Below are 13867 nucleotides of genomic sequence, written 5' to 3'. Positions count from 1 at the left end.
ACACAATATACATTATATAATAATATATATTAAATTATTACAACAGGAGATGCCGATGAATGCCGTGAAGATCAACGAGCGTCTGACAGTTGCGGGCCAGCCGATGATCGCCGATTTCCCATCGCTCTCCGCCCAGGGTTATAAAAGCATCATCAACGCCCGGCCTGATGGTGAAGAGCCCGGCCAGCCGGGCAATGCGCAGGAAAAAAGCGCCGCCAGCGCGGCGGGCATGGATTATGGTTTCATCCCGGTCAGCGGCCCTACCATTACCGAAGCCGATATCCGCGCCTTCCAGCAGAAAATGGCGGAAGCGGAAGGCCCTGTTTTTGCCCATTGCAAAGGCGGCACCCGCGCGCTCACCCTTCATGTTCTCGGGGAAGCACTGGATGGGCGCATCGAAAGGGACGATATCGAGGCTTTCGGCAAGGCGCATGGCTTTGACCTTTCCGGCGCCACCCGCTGGCTGGAACGGCGCGCAGCGGCGGTTCCACACGTCAAGGCATTCTTCGATCCGCGCACATGGAGCGTGCAATATGTCGTGTCCGATCCCTCGACCAAGCGTTGCGCCATTATCGACCCGGTCTATGATTTCGATGAGAAATCCGGCGCAACCGGAACGATGAATGCCGATGCCATTCTGGATTATGTGGAGAGCCAAGGCCTGTCGGTGGAATGGATTCTCGATACCCATCCGCATGCCGACCATTTTTCCGCCGCCCATTACTTGAAGCAGAAGACCGGCGCGCAGACGGCGATCGGCGCGAAAGTCACCGGCGTACAAAAGCTCTGGCAGGAGAAATATAACTGGCCGGATCTCGAAACCGACGGCTCGCAATGGGACCGGCTGTTCGAGGCGGGCGACCGGTTCAATATCGGCTCCCTTGAAGCGCGCGTGCTGTTTTCGCCCGGGCACACGCTCGCCTCCGTGACCTATGTGGTCGGTAATGCCGCCTTTGTGCACGATACGCTTTTCATGCCCGATTCAGGCACCGCGCGCGCCGATTTCCCCGGCGGCAGCGCCAGGGAACTCTGGGCGTCAATCCAGGACATTCTCTCCCTTCCCGACGAAACACGGCTTTTCACCGGCCACGATTATCAGCCAGGCGGCCGCGCGCCTAAATGGGAAAGCACGGTCGGCGAACAGAAACGCAGCAATCCGCATCTTGCCGGCATGACGGAGGAGGGCTTCATCCGCCTCAGGGAAGCGCGGGATCGCACATTGCCGATGCCGAAACTCATTCTCCACGCCCTGCAGGTCAATATTCGCGGAGGCCGCCTGCCGGAGCCGGAAGCGAATGGCAAGCGTTACCTGAAATTCCCGCTCGACGTGCTGGAGGGCAGCATATGGTAAAGGAAAACGCGCTGGAAAAGCCCCCGCATATTGCAGAAATCCCTCTCCCCGCCATGGAAGAGCGGGCTGTCGAGGTCGCGCTGCTTCTGAAAACGCTTGCCCATCCCGCGCGGCTGATGCTCGCCTGCACGCTGGCGCAGGGCGAATTTTCCGTCGGCGAGCTGGAGGTCAAGCTGGATATTCGCCAGCCGACGCTTTCCCAGCAGCTGGGCGTCCTGCGGGAAGCCGGTGTGGTCGAAACCCGGCGCGATGCCAAGCAAATCTTCTACCAACTGAGTGAAGCGAAAGCGGCGCAACTGATCGAGGCCCTTTACACCATATTCTGCGCGCCGGAGGAGACCCCGTGAGCCCCTATTGGCCCTCTCTTTTCGGTGGCATGCTGCTCGGTCTTGCCAGCATTCTGCTGTTTGTTTTCAACGGCCGCATTGCCGGCATCAGCGGGATCATGGGAAAAATGCTCGGCAGGGAGCGGCGTCTTGCCGATCTCGCCTTCGTCGCCGGCTTGCTCGCCGGGCCTTATATCCATGCCGCCGCATTCGGCCGCTTGCCTGCCGTCACCATAGTTTCACCATGGCCGCTCATCCTCGTGGCAGGCCTGCTGGTGGGTTTCGGTACGCGCATGGGCTCCGGCTGCACATCCGGCCATGGGATCATGGGGCTGGCGCGATTTTCCCGGCGCTCCATCGCCGCGACTGCCACCCTCCTGATCACCGGCATTTGCGCCGCGACGGTAACCGGAGCCCTGTCATGAAAAATCCAGCCGTGGCGCGTGTTGTCCTGGCATTGGCCGCGGGAGCGCTGTTCGGCTTCGGCCTCTCGCTCTCCGGCATGGTCGATCCGGCTCGTGTTTCCGGTTTTCTCGACGTGGCGGGCGGCCATTGGGACCCGAGCCTTATGTTCGTTCTCGGCGGCGCGGTGATGGTCGCCGTGCCGGGTGTGCTGCTCAGCCGACGTCTCGCCAAACCGGTCCTCGCAGAGGGTTTCAGCCTTCCCGCAAAAACCCGCATCGACCGGCCGCTCATAACAGGCTCGGCCATTTTCGGCGTCGGTTGGGGGCTTGCCGGTTTCTGCCCCGGCCCGGCACTATCGGCCCTCGCCCTCGGGCTGATGCCGGTCGTTCTTTTCGTCGGCGCCATGATTGCCGGCATGCTGGTCCACGACCGCCTCTATTCAAAGCAGCCATAACGCAAACGCTCGTTCGGCGCGCGGGGAACGGGCAGTCGCGCGGGGCTGGAACGCTCCCGCGCGACGGCGTGTGATTAGAGGTCGATCAGGCTTTTGCCCGTCATTTCCGGCGGCAGCGGCACATTCATCAGTTGCAGCAGGGTGGGCGCGACATCGGCAAGAATGCCGTCATGCAGCTTCGCACCTTCCGGACCGCCGAAAAGGATCACCGGCACCGGATTGGTGGTGTGCGCCGTATGCGGGCCACCGGTCACCGGGTCGACCATGGTTTCGCAATTGCCGTGGTCGGCAATGACAAGCATCGCGCCACCCACTTTTTCGAGGGCGGCAACGACCGCACCAAGCCCACGATCCACCGCTTCACAGGCCTTGATTGCTGCCTGCAGATCGCCGGTATGGCCGACCATATCGGGGTTGGCATAGTTGGTGACGATCAGATCGTAACCCTTGCCGATCGCCTCGACGAATTTTTCCGTCACTTCCGGCGCGCTCATCTCCGGCTGCAGATCGTAGGTCGCAACCTTCGGCGATTTCGGCATGAAGCGGTCTTCGCCGACTTCCGGCTCTTCCTTGCCGCCGTTCAGGAAGAAGGTGACATGCGGATATTTTTCCGTTTCGGCAAGGCGGAACTGCGTGAGCCCCTGCTTCGCCACCCATGCGCCCAGCGTATTGACGATATCGCGCTTGGGATAGGCCGTGGTCATGAAATCATTGTGCCGTGTGGAATATTCCACCATGCCGAGCAGCGCTGAAAGGACTGGCTTTTCGCGCGAAAAACCGTCGAAATCGTCCGCCCCTATGGCGAGCAGGATTTCACGGGCACGGTCGGCGCGGAAATTCAGGCAGAACAGGCCGTCGCCGGCCTTGAAGCCCTCATAACCGTCGATCACCGTCGGCAGGATGAATTCGTCGGTGACGTTGTTTTTGTAGCTCTGGGCAACGGCGCTCACCGCATCGCGCGCGTGTTCGCCTTTCGCCAGAACCATGGCGTCATAGGCTTTCTCGACGCGCTCCCAGCGATTGTCGCGATCCATCGCATAATAGCGGCCGATCACCGTGCCGATGCTTGCCCCCTGCGGCAGGCTTGCCACCAGCGCCGCAACAAAATCTTCAGCCGATTGCGGCGCGACATCGCGGCCGTCGGTGATGGCGTGTACCACGACCTTCAGGCCGTGGCTGATCATCAGCCTCACCGCCGCCTGGCCGTGGAGGATATGGCCATGGACGCCGCCATCGGAAACGACGCACATCAGATGCGCCACACCGCCCGCGGCCTTCACCGTGGTGGCGAAATCAAGCATCGCCGCATTGCGGAAAAAGCTGCCGTCCTCGATGGCCAGATCGATCTGGCCGAGATCCATGGCGACGATGCGGCCGGCGCCGATATTGGTGTGGCCCACTTCCGAATTGCCCATCTGCCCGGTGGGCAGGCCGACATTCGGGCCGAAGGTGGTGAGCCTCGCATTCGGGCAGGTGGCGAAAAGCCGGTCCATGGTGGGCGTATTCGCCAGCACCGGCGCATTGCTGGATGTGTCCTCGTTCAGCCCCCAGCCATCGAGAATAGTCAGGACAACGGGTTTGGGAGTGCGCATGGGAGGACCTTCTTCTTCATTCGGTTGCCGGCGGAGGGCGGACCGCCGGGCACCGGAGCGCCCTCTTCCGCCACTATGATCATGATGAGAAAACATGCTTCTCGTTCTTCTCTTCTATACCCGAAGATCACGAACGCAAGCCTATACCGACAGCGAAACAGTTCCGTGAAGGTTGAAAACGCGGGCTAAGAAATGCGGTCATGACACGCATGCGCCCTCACTCCTGTGCTTCGTCACGGGAATCCAGCCGCCGCGCGTCTGCGCGGTGGAGAGAGTCCTTTCAGCCCAAAGACTTGGGCTGGCTGGATCCCTCTGACGAGCACAGGGATGAGGGAGCACGGATCGCCTTCACTCGATGAAAATAAGCGCGGGCTTCTCCAGCAATGCCTTGACGGCCTGGATGAAGACCGCCGCATCCCAGCCATCGACAACACGATGATCGAAGCTGGAGGAAAGATTCATCATCTTGCGCGGCACAAACCGCGTCCCATCCCAGACCGGACGCGTCATGATCTTGTTGACGCCGATGATCGCCACTTCGGGGTGATTGATGATGGGCGTCGAGACCACACCGCCCAAGGCTCCCAGCGAACTGATAGTGATGGTGGAGCCCATCAACTCTTCCCGATGCGCCGTGCCGGTGCGGGCGGCTTCCGCGACGCGCGCGACTTCGTCCGCGCATTCCCAAAGACCGAGCGTTTCCGTGTGGCGCACGACCGGAACGGTGAGGCCCGACGGCGTCTGCGTGGCGATGCCGATATGAACCGCTTCATAGTGGCTGACGACTCCTTTGTCGTCGTCGAAGGTGGCATTCATGCCGGGATGATCGGCAACGGCTTTCACCAGCGCGCGCATCAGGAACGGCAGGATCGTCAGCTTCGGTTGCCCGGAACGGCGATTGCCGTTCATGGTCGCGCGCAAATCCTCCAGATCGGTCACGTCGACTTCCTCGACATAGGTGATATGCGGAATGAGGGAGGCGGAAAGCACCATCTTCTCGGCAATCTTGCGCCTGAGCCCGGTCACCTTCACCTCCTCGACAGCGCTATCGTGGGGCGCTATCGGCTCGGGGCGTTCCGGCCGTCCCCGCACGGTTAAAAACCCGTCGAGATCGGCATGGGTGATATGCCCGTCCGGCCCCGTTCCCTTGACCTTGGTGAGATCGATATCGAGATCGTCGGCGCGCTGGCGAACGGCGGGAGACGCCAACGGTTTATGATGCGGTTCGGCGGCGGGCGCCGGCGGCGCCTCCTCGGCCTCTTGCGCCGCAGGCTGGGTTTCAACAGGTGGCGGCGTGTCCGTCATGTCGGCAGGCGCTTCCGTCATCTGGGTCGGTGCTTCCGCTTCCGGCACGCTGCCATTGGGAGCAGCGGCCGCGACATCGGTTTCGATGCGCAGGAGCGGCGCCTTCACCGGCACGGTATTTCCGACCGTCACGGCGAGCCAGGTGACGACGCCCGTCACCGGGGATGGGATTTCCACCGTCGCCTTGTCGGTCATCACCGCGGCCAGCACCATGTCCTCATGGACGAGATCGCCCGGTTTGACGTTCCATTCCACCAGTTCGGCCTCCGCCACACCTTCACCGACATCGGGCATCGTGAGAACAAATTCCGCCATAATCAGGCCTCCATGACTTCGATAAGCGCGCGCCCGACACGGGCAGGTCCCGGAAAATAGTCCCACTCCTGCGCATGGGGATAAGGCGTATCCCAGCCCGCGACGCGGACGACGGGGGCCTCAAGGTGATAAAAACAATGTTCCTGCACCAGCGACACGACTTCAGCCCCGAAGCCGGAGGTCAACGTCGCCTCATGCACCATGACGCAGCGGCCGGTCTTGGAGACGGACTTCACGATCGTATCGAGATCGAGCGGCAGCAGGCTGCGCAGATCGATGATCTCGGCATCCACGCCCGTCTCTTCCGCCGCCGCCAGCGCCACATGCACCATGGTGCCATAAGCGATGACGGTGACAGCGTTTCCGGGCCGGCGTATCTCCGCCTTGCCGATGGGAATGGTGTAGTGCCCTTCCGGCACTTCCCCCATCTCGTGCTTGGACCAGGGCGTTACCGGCCGGTCGTGATGCCCGTCGAAGGGGCCGTTATAAAGCCGCTTCGGCTCCAGGAACATCACGGGGTCGGGGTCTTCGATGGATGCGATCAGCAGCCCCTTGGCATCATAGGGATTGGAAGGAACCACCACCTTCAACCCGCAGACATGGGTGAAAAGCGCTTCCGGGCTCTGGCTATGCGTCTGCCCGCCAAAAATGCCCCCGCCTGTCGGCATTCTGAGCACGATGGGGCAGGTGAAATCGCCATTGGAGCGATAGCGGATACGCGCCGCCTCCTGGGTGATCTGGTCATAGGCGGGATACATGTAATCGGCGAACTGAATTTCGACACAGGGGCGCAGGCCGTAAGCGGCCATGCCGATGGCCGTGCCGACAATGCCGGATTCGCTGATCGGCGCATCGAAACAGCGGGTCTTGCCGTATTTTCCCTGCAAGCCCTGCGTGGCGCGGAAGACGCCGCCGAAATAGCCCACATCCTCGCCGAACACCACCACGTCGTCGCTGCGTTCCATGGACACATCCATGGCGCTGCGGACGGCTTCGATCATCGTCATTCTTGCCATGGTTACCACCCTGCCTTCTGGCGCTGGCGGGCGAGATGCGGCGGCATCTCGGCGTAGACGCCTTCGAAAATATCCTTTTTCGGCGGTTTGCCGCCCTCATGCAGCGTGCCGTGGCTTTCCGCCTCGCGCTGCGCCTCAAGCACCTCATCGGCAATTTCCGCCTCCGTCTGCCGGTGCCTTTCCTCCGACCAGACGCCACGCAGGATGAGATGTTTCTTGAGCCTCAGAACCGGATCGCCCAGCGGCCATGCCTCGGACTCCGTCTTGGGGCGGTAAGCGCTCGGATCGTCCGACGTGGAATGGGCGCCGACACGATAGGTCACATATTCGATCAGCGTCGGGCCGAGATTGCGGCGCGCCCGTTCCACCGCCCAGCGCGCCACGGCATAAACGGCGAGATAATCGTTGCCGTCGACCCGGAGTGCGGGAATGCCGAAGCCCAGGCCGCGTGCCGCAAAGGTGCCGGAGCCGCCGCGCGCGATGCCCTGAAAGGTGGAAATGGCCCATTGGTTATTGACGATGTTGAGAACGACCGGAGCCTTGTAGGTGGAGGCAAAGACCATCGCCGAGTGAAAATCGGACTCCGCCGTCGAGCCGTCGCCGATCCATGCTGCAGCGATCTTCGTATCGCCCTTGATGGCCGAGGCCATCGCCCAGCCGACCGCCTGCACATATTGCGTGGCGAGATTGCCGGAGACGGTGAAGAAACCATGCTCCTTCGAGGAATAGAGCACCGGCAATTGCCGCCCGTGCAGCGGATCCAGCTCGTTGGAATAGATCTGGTTCATCATGGTGACGAGCGGATAATCGTCAGCGATCAGCAGACCCGCCTGCCGATAGGTCGGAAAATTCATGTCGCCTTTGGAAAGCGCCTTGCGGAAAGCGCAGCTCACCGCCTCTTCGCCCAGATGCTGCATATAAAAAGAGGTCTTGCCCTGCCGCTGCGCCATAAGCATACGCGCATCGAAAGCCCGAAGCCGCATCATGTTTTTGAGGCCCACCAGCAATTCCTCATCCGAAAGCAGCCCGGCCCAGGGTCCGACGGCCTCGCCCTGATGATTGAGGACGCGGATGATCGAATAAGCGAGATCGCGCATGCTTTCCGGCGCGGCGTCAACCTCCGGGCGCGGCACGGAACCGGCCTTCGGTATCTTCACATTGGAGAAATCCGGCTCCCCGCCGGGCCGCACCGCAGGCTCTGGAACATGCAGGCTGAGATGTGGCGTTTCGGTTATATCCATTCTACTCCTCCCGTCACGGTCTCCTCCAGACCGCGAAACAATCCTCAAAGGTTTCTTGCGATCACCATGCGCTGGACATCGCTGGTCCCCTCGTAAATCTGGCAAATGCGCACATCGCGATAGATCCGCTCCACCGGATAATCCGCCATGTAGCCGTAACCGCCGTGAATCTGGATGGCGTCCGAGCAGACGCGTTCGGCCATTTCGGAGGCGAAGAGCTTGGCCATCGAGGCCTCCGAAAGACAGGGCTCTCCCGCCTCCTTCAGCGCCGCCGCATGCAGCACTAGCTGCCGCGCCGCCGTAATCCGCGTCGCCATATCCGCGAGGCGAAACGCCACCGCCTGATGCTCCACGATTGCCTGCCCGAAGGCCTTGCGCTCGCGGGCATAATCCCGTGCCGCCTCGAAGGCCGCCTGCGCCATGCCGACCGCCTGTGCAGCGATGCCGATGCGGCCACCCTCCAGATTGGAAAGCGCGATGCGATAACCCTGCCCCTCTTCGCCCAGCCGCAATTCGGCCGGGACCGCCATCTCGGTGAAGGCGATCTGGCAGGTATCGGACGAATGCAGGCCGAGCTTTTCCTCGACCCTTATGACCTCGTAACCCGGCGTGGCCGTCGGCACGATGAAGGCGGTGATGCCCTTCTTGCCCGCCGCCGCATCGGTGACGGCAAAGACGATGACGACATCACCATTCTTGCCTGACGTTATGAACTGTTTTGCACCATCAAGAATATAGCGGTCGCCATCACGCCGGGCGCGGGTCTTCAGGTTGGAAGCATCTGAACCGGCCTGCGGTTCGGTCAGCGCAAAACCGCCGATCCATTCGCCTGAAGCGAGTTTCGGCAGGAAACGCTGTTTCTGTTCTTCCGTGCCGAATTTCAGGATCGGCACGCAGCCGACCGAATTATGCACGCTCATGATGGTGGAACAGGCCCCGTCACCGGCAGCAATTTCCTCCAGCGCCAAAGCATAAGCGACGGCACCGGTTTCCGACCCGCCATAATCCTCCGAAACCAGCATGCCGAGGAAACCGAGGTCTCCCATTTCCTTCAGTTCGTCTTTCGGGAACCGGCTTTCCCGATCACGCGAAGCAGCCCCTGGGGCCAGCCGCTCGCGGGCGAAATCGCGGGCCATGTCCCTGATCTGCTGCTGGGCTTCGTTCAGGATCATCGCCGCCTCCCCTTAATGCCGCTCAATGCCGAGCGCGGTTGCTTCACCGCCGCCAATGCAGACTGCGGCCACGCCGCGCTTCAGCCCGTGACGCTGCAGGGCGGCCAGCAGGGTGACAACAATCCTCGCGCCGGAAGCGCCGATCGGATGGCCGAGCGCGCACGCCCCGCCATGCACATTCACCTTCTCATGCGGCAGATCGAGATCGCGCATTGCCGCCATCGCCACCACGGCAAAGGCCTCGTTGATTTCGAAGAGATTGACATCCCTCGCCGTCCAGCCGGTTTTATCGAACAGTTTTTTCATCGCGCCGATGGGAGCCGTTGGATATCCGGCAGGGGCATCCGCATGGGAGGCCTGACCGATGATGGTCGCCAGTGGTGAAAGACCCCGCCTTTCCGCTTCGGAGCGACGCATGAGAACGAGAGCGGCCGCACCATCGGAGATAGAACTGGAATTGGCCGCCGTCACCGTTCCGCCATCGCGAAAGGCGGGCTTCAGCTGCGGGATTTTCTCCGGCCTTGCCTTGCCCGGCTGCTCGTCCACGGTAACATCGCCGACAGGCGTGATTTCCGCTTCAAAAGCTCCCTCCGCTATGGCGCGACGCGCCCGCTCCAGCGAGGCAAGCGCATAGTCATCCTGCATGGCGCGGGTAAATTGATAGGTTTCAGCGCAATCTTCCGCGAAAGTGCCCATCAGCCGGCCCTTGTCATAAGCATCCTCGAGACCGTCGAGAAACATATGATCGATGACCTTGCCGTGGCCGAGACGATAGCCATTTCGGGCGCGATCCAGCAGGTAGGGCGCATTGCTCATGCTTTCCATGCCGCCCGCCAGCACGATGGAAGAGCTTCCCGCCGCAATCTGGTCATGCCCCAGCATGATCGCCTTCATGCCCGAGCCGCACATCTTGTTGATGGTCGTTGCGCCAATCGAATTGGGAATGCCGGCGGCGATGGCCGCCTGTCTGGCGGGCGCCTGCCCCTGCCCGGCCGTAAGCACACAGCCCATCAGCACATCGTTAATATCAGAAACCGGAACAGCGGCCCGTTCGACGGCCGCACGGATCGCCGCCGCCCCAAGATCGGGCGCAGCCACCGATTTGAATTCGCCCTGGAACCCACCCATAGCAGTACGGGCGGCCCCGACGATCACGACAGGGTCATACACAGCCAAATTCACCTCCCTTGGCCATTTCCTCGCTTGAGAAAACGGCCATCATCGCGATCTCCTCCAGACCTCGACTGACATGAACGCTATCACCAACTCGAATTCATTTCAAAGCTATTTTGATTGACAGTTTTTTGATTGACGATATCTTTGATCCAACAATTAGTCATATCATAGAGCAAATGATCCATGATTGAGCTCGACAGTTTCGACCGCAAGATTCTGCATGTGCTCGGCGATGACGGGCGGGTGAGCTGGCGCGATCTGGCGGCGCGAATCGGTCTTTCCTTCACGCCGACGCTGCGCCGCGTGCGCAAGCTGGAAGAGGAAGGCATCATTCGTGGCTATACCGCCGTGTTCGATGAGAACCGGCTGCTCGGCAATATGGGCGTTTTCATCTCCGTCACGCTGGAGCGGCAGATCAAGGAAGCGCTGACGACCTTCGAACACCATGTCGCTTCCATTCCGGAAGTGGTGGGCGGTTACCAGACCAGTGGCAGTTCGGACTATCTGATCCACGCCATGGTGCGGGATTTGCCGCATTATCAGGAGCTACTGGATTTCCTGACCACGGTTCCCGGTGTGTCGCGCATCCAGTCCAATTTCGCCATCAAAACATTCGTGCGCCGTTCCGCCGCCTTCACCGGGGGTGACACGCCGTAAATAAGGGCTGCCGGCGCGGAGGAGGTGCCGGCTGCTGAAAAGAGGGACGGCCTGCCGTCCGGAGGAGGAGACGCGATGAGTTTGAACCTCGCCGCCATTTTCGATGCCGATCTCGGCACGGAAATCGCAGCATTGCGCGACAGCGCAAGCGCATTCGCAGATGATAAAATCGCTCCGCTGGCGGCCGAGATCGACAGGGACGACCGTTTTCCGCGCAAGCTCTGGCCGGAGATGGGTGAGCTCGGCCTGCACGGCATCACCGTTTCGGAAGAGTTCGGCGGTGCCGACATGGGCTATCTCGCCCATTGCGTGGCGATGGAGGAAATAAGCCGGGCTTCGGCTTCCATCGGCCTGTCCTATGGCGCTCATTCCAACCTCTGCATCAACCAGATCCACCGCTGGGGAACCGATGAGCAGAAGCGAAGATATCTGCCGAAGCTGGTCTCGGGCGAGCACGTCGGTTCGCTCGCCATGAGCGAGACGGAGGCCGGATCGGATGTCGTGTCCATGCGGCTGAAGGCGGAACGCAGGGGTGATCGCTATGTGCTGAACGGCGCAAAAATGTGGATCACCAATGGCCACGAGGCCGATACGCTGGTGGTCTACGCCAAGACGGATATGTCCGCCGGCCCGCGCGGCATCACCGCCTTCCTGATCGAAAAGGGCTTCAAGGGGTTTCGCCCGGCCCAGAAACTCGACAAGCTCGGCATGCGCGGCTCACCCACATCAGAACTGGTGTTCGAGGATTGCGAGGTGCCGGAAGAGAACATTCTCGGCCGCCTCAATGACGGCGTGACGGTGCTGATGAGCGGGCTGGATTACGAGCGCGCCGTGCTGGCCGCCGGCCCCGTCGGTATCATGCAGGCAGCCATCGATCTGGTACTGCCCTATGCTCGCGAGCGCAAACAATTCGGCAAACCCATCGGCGAATTCCAGCTGGTGCAGGGCAAGCTCGCCGATATCTATTCATCCATGAACGCATCCCGTGCCTATGTCTATGCCGTGGCGCGGGCCTGCGACAATGGCCGCATCACAAGGCAGGACGCGGCCGGCGCGATCCTTTTCGCCGCCGAGCGGGCGACACAGGTGGCGCTGGATGCGATCCAGCTTCTCGGCGGTTCCGGCTATGTCAATGAAAGCCCGGCCGGACGGCTGCTGCGAGATGCCAAGCTTTACGAGATCGGCGCGGGCACCAGCGAAATTCGCCGGATGCTAATCGGCCGCGAACTGGTCAAGGGTAACGGGTGAGAACGCGATGAAGCTTGCATCCAGTCTAAGCCGCGACCCCACCTTCGCTGCCAACGTCGATTTCATGTCGGGCCTGGTCGATGACCTGCGCCGACACGTCGAAAAAATCTCCAGAGGCGGCGGCGAAAAGGCCCGCGAACGGCATCTTTCCCGCGGCAAATTGCTGGCGCGCGATCGCATCGAAGCCCTTCTCGATCCCGGCAGCCCGTTTCTGGAATTGTCGCAATTCGCAGCTTACGAGGTCTATGAAGAACCGGTTCCCGCCGCTGGCATCGTCACCGGCATCGGCCGGGTCTCGGGCCGCGAATGTGTGATCGTTGCCAATGACGCGACGGTAAAAGGCGGCACCTATTATCCGCTGACAGTGAAGAAACATCTGCGCGCGCAGGAAATCGCCACTGAGAACCGCCTGCCCTGCATTTACCTCGTGGATTCCGGCGGCGCGAACCTGCCCAATCAGGACGAGGTGTTTCCCGACCGCGATCATTTCGGCCGCATCTTCTACAATCAGGCCAATATGTCGGCGCAGGGCATCGCTCAGATCGCCGTGGTGATGGGCAGTTGCACGGCGGGCGGGGCCTATGTGCCTGCCATGAGCGACCAGTCCGTCATCGTCAAAAATCAGGGCACGATCTTTCTCGGCGGCCCGCCGCTGGTGAAAGCGGCGACCGGCGAGGTGGTAAGTGCGGAGGACCTCGGCGGCGCGGATGTGCATTCCCGCCAATCCGGCGTCACCGATCATTATGCCCATGACGACCGCCATGCGCTGGCGCTGACCCGGCGGATCGTCTCCACCCTCAACCGCCGCAAACAGGTGGAGCTGGATATCCGCGAACCCGCAGAGCCACTTTATCCGGCTGAAGAGCTTTACGGCATCGTTCCTGCCGACACGCGAAAACCCTTCGAGGTGCGCGAGATCATTGCCCGACTGGTGGATGGTTCGGAATTCGACGAGTTCAAGGCGCTTTATGGCACGACGCTGGTCTGCGGTTTCGCCCATATCCATGGCTATCCCGTTGGCATCATCGCCAATAACGGTATCCTTTTTTCGGAATCGGCGCTGAAGGGCGCGCATTTCATCGAACTCTGCTGCCAGCGCGGCATTCCGCTGGTCTTTCTCCAGAACATCACCGGCTTCATGGTCGGCAAGGCCTATGAGGCGGGGGGCATCGCCAAGGATGGCGCGAAGCTCGTGACTGCGGTCGCTTCAGCCAAAGTGCCGAAATTCACCGTCATCATCGGCGGCTCCTTCGGGGCCGGCAATTATGGCATGTGCGGCCGGGCCTATTCGCCACGCTTCCTGTGGATGTGGCCGAATGCCCGCATTTCGGTGATGGGTGGCGAACAGGCGGCGTCCGTTCTGGCGCAAATCCGCCGCGACGGCATCGAGGCCGATGGCCGCCACTGGTCGAAGGAAGGCGAAGAGGCGTTCAAGCAGCCAATCCGGGAAAAATACGAACGGGAAGGCCATCCCTATTATGCCAGTGCAAGGCTGTGGGACGACGGCATCATCGATCCGAAGGATACCCGCCTCGTACTTGGCCTCGGACTGTCGGCCGCGCTTAACGCACCGATTGAACCCACCCGTTTCGGCATATTCAGGATGTGA

The 13867-nt window shown here is 61.3% G+C and carries 13 protein-coding genes; 7 read left to right on the top strand and 6 right to left on the bottom strand.

Features of this window, described 5'->3' with window-relative positions; translation table 11 throughout:
- Window positions 1–55: 55 nt before the first annotated feature.
- Genes blh through ACIK7D_RS12235 form a run of 4 tightly spaced genes read left to right on the top strand, consistent with a single transcriptional unit; the run spans window position 56 to window position 2536 of the window.
- Window positions 56–1351, top strand: a complete 1296-nt coding sequence (gene blh, locus ACIK7D_RS12250; protein WP_400156427.1) for a bifunctional sulfur transferase/dioxygenase Blh — start codon at window positions 56–58, stop codon at window positions 1349–1351.
- A complete protein-coding gene (gene bigR, locus ACIK7D_RS12245; RefSeq protein WP_174023075.1) occupies window positions 1345–1698 on the top strand; it encodes a sulfite-sensing transcriptional repressor BigR in 354 nt (117 codons plus the stop codon). Before blh ends, bigR begins: the two co-directional genes overlap by 7 nt.
- Window positions 1695–2102, top strand: a complete 408-nt coding sequence (locus ACIK7D_RS12240) for a YeeE/YedE family protein (RefSeq protein WP_400156426.1) — start codon at window positions 1695–1697, stop codon at window positions 2100–2102. Before bigR ends, ACIK7D_RS12240 begins: the two co-directional genes overlap by 4 nt.
- A complete protein-coding gene (locus ACIK7D_RS12235) occupies window positions 2099–2536 on the top strand; it encodes a YeeE/YedE family protein (RefSeq protein WP_127755693.1) in 438 nt (145 codons plus the stop codon). The genes ACIK7D_RS12240 and ACIK7D_RS12235 overlap by 4 nt, the downstream gene beginning before the upstream one ends.
- A 74-nt stretch (window positions 2537–2610) precedes the next feature.
- On the opposite strand, the gene gpmI is transcribed toward ACIK7D_RS12235, so the two are convergent.
- From gpmI to ACIK7D_RS12205, 6 genes are all read right to left on the bottom strand, one after another.
- A complete protein-coding gene (gene gpmI, locus ACIK7D_RS12230) occupies window positions 2611–4128 on the bottom strand; it encodes a 2,3-bisphosphoglycerate-independent phosphoglycerate mutase (protein WP_400156425.1) in 1518 nt (505 codons plus the stop codon).
- A 348-nt stretch (window positions 4129–4476) separates the two neighbouring features.
- Window positions 4477–5748, bottom strand: a complete 1272-nt coding sequence (locus tag ACIK7D_RS12225) for a dihydrolipoamide acetyltransferase family protein (protein WP_400156424.1) — start codon at window positions 5746–5748, stop codon at window positions 4477–4479.
- 2 nt (window positions 5749–5750) lie between these two features.
- Window positions 5751–6764 (bottom strand): alpha-ketoacid dehydrogenase subunit beta, encoded by a 1014-nt coding sequence (locus ACIK7D_RS12220; protein WP_137453828.1) that lies wholly within the window; start codon window positions 6762–6764, stop codon window positions 5751–5753.
- 2 nt (window positions 6765–6766) lie between these two features.
- A complete protein-coding gene (locus ACIK7D_RS12215) occupies window positions 6767–8005 on the bottom strand; it encodes a 3-methyl-2-oxobutanoate dehydrogenase (2-methylpropanoyl-transferring) subunit alpha (RefSeq protein ID WP_400156423.1) in 1239 nt (412 codons plus the stop codon).
- Between the two features lie 44 nt (window positions 8006–8049).
- Window positions 8050–9177 (bottom strand): acyl-CoA dehydrogenase family protein, encoded by a 1128-nt coding sequence (locus tag ACIK7D_RS12210; RefSeq protein ID WP_400156422.1) that lies wholly within the window; start codon window positions 9175–9177, stop codon window positions 8050–8052.
- 12 nt (window positions 9178–9189) lie between these two features.
- Window positions 9190–10353, bottom strand: coding sequence for an acetyl-CoA C-acyltransferase (locus tag ACIK7D_RS12205; protein WP_400156421.1), 1164 nt, complete (start codon window positions 10351–10353; stop codon window positions 9190–9192).
- A gap of 183 nt (window positions 10354–10536) precedes the next feature.
- Between ACIK7D_RS12205 and ACIK7D_RS12200 the strand changes: the two genes are divergently transcribed.
- The 3 genes from ACIK7D_RS12200 to ACIK7D_RS12190 all read left to right on the top strand — a co-directional run bounded on the left by ACIK7D_RS12200 (window position 10537) and on the right by ACIK7D_RS12190 (window position 13867).
- Complete coding sequence (locus tag ACIK7D_RS12200; protein ID WP_003524741.1) at window positions 10537–11010, top strand: Lrp/AsnC family transcriptional regulator; 474 nt, start codon at window positions 10537–10539, stop codon at window positions 11008–11010.
- A 75-nt stretch (window positions 11011–11085) separates the two neighbouring features.
- Window positions 11086–12258: an isovaleryl-CoA dehydrogenase gene (locus ACIK7D_RS12195; RefSeq protein ID WP_400156420.1), complete on the top strand. Its 1173-nt coding sequence runs from the start codon at window positions 11086–11088 to the stop codon at window positions 12256–12258.
- A 7-nt stretch (window positions 12259–12265) separates the two neighbouring features.
- Window positions 12266–13867 carry a carboxyl transferase domain-containing protein gene (locus tag ACIK7D_RS12190; RefSeq protein ID WP_400156419.1) on the top strand — a complete coding sequence of 534 codons (1602 nt, stop codon included), beginning with the start codon at window positions 12266–12268 and terminating at the stop codon, window positions 13865–13867.

The organism is Agrobacterium sp. P15N1-A (assembly GCF_044626815.1).
Lineage (GTDB): Bacteria > Pseudomonadota > Alphaproteobacteria > Rhizobiales > Rhizobiaceae > Agrobacterium > Agrobacterium leguminum.
The sequence above is the reverse complement of the archived record's forward strand: the minus strand, read 5'-3'. Positions and strand labels throughout refer to the sequence as shown.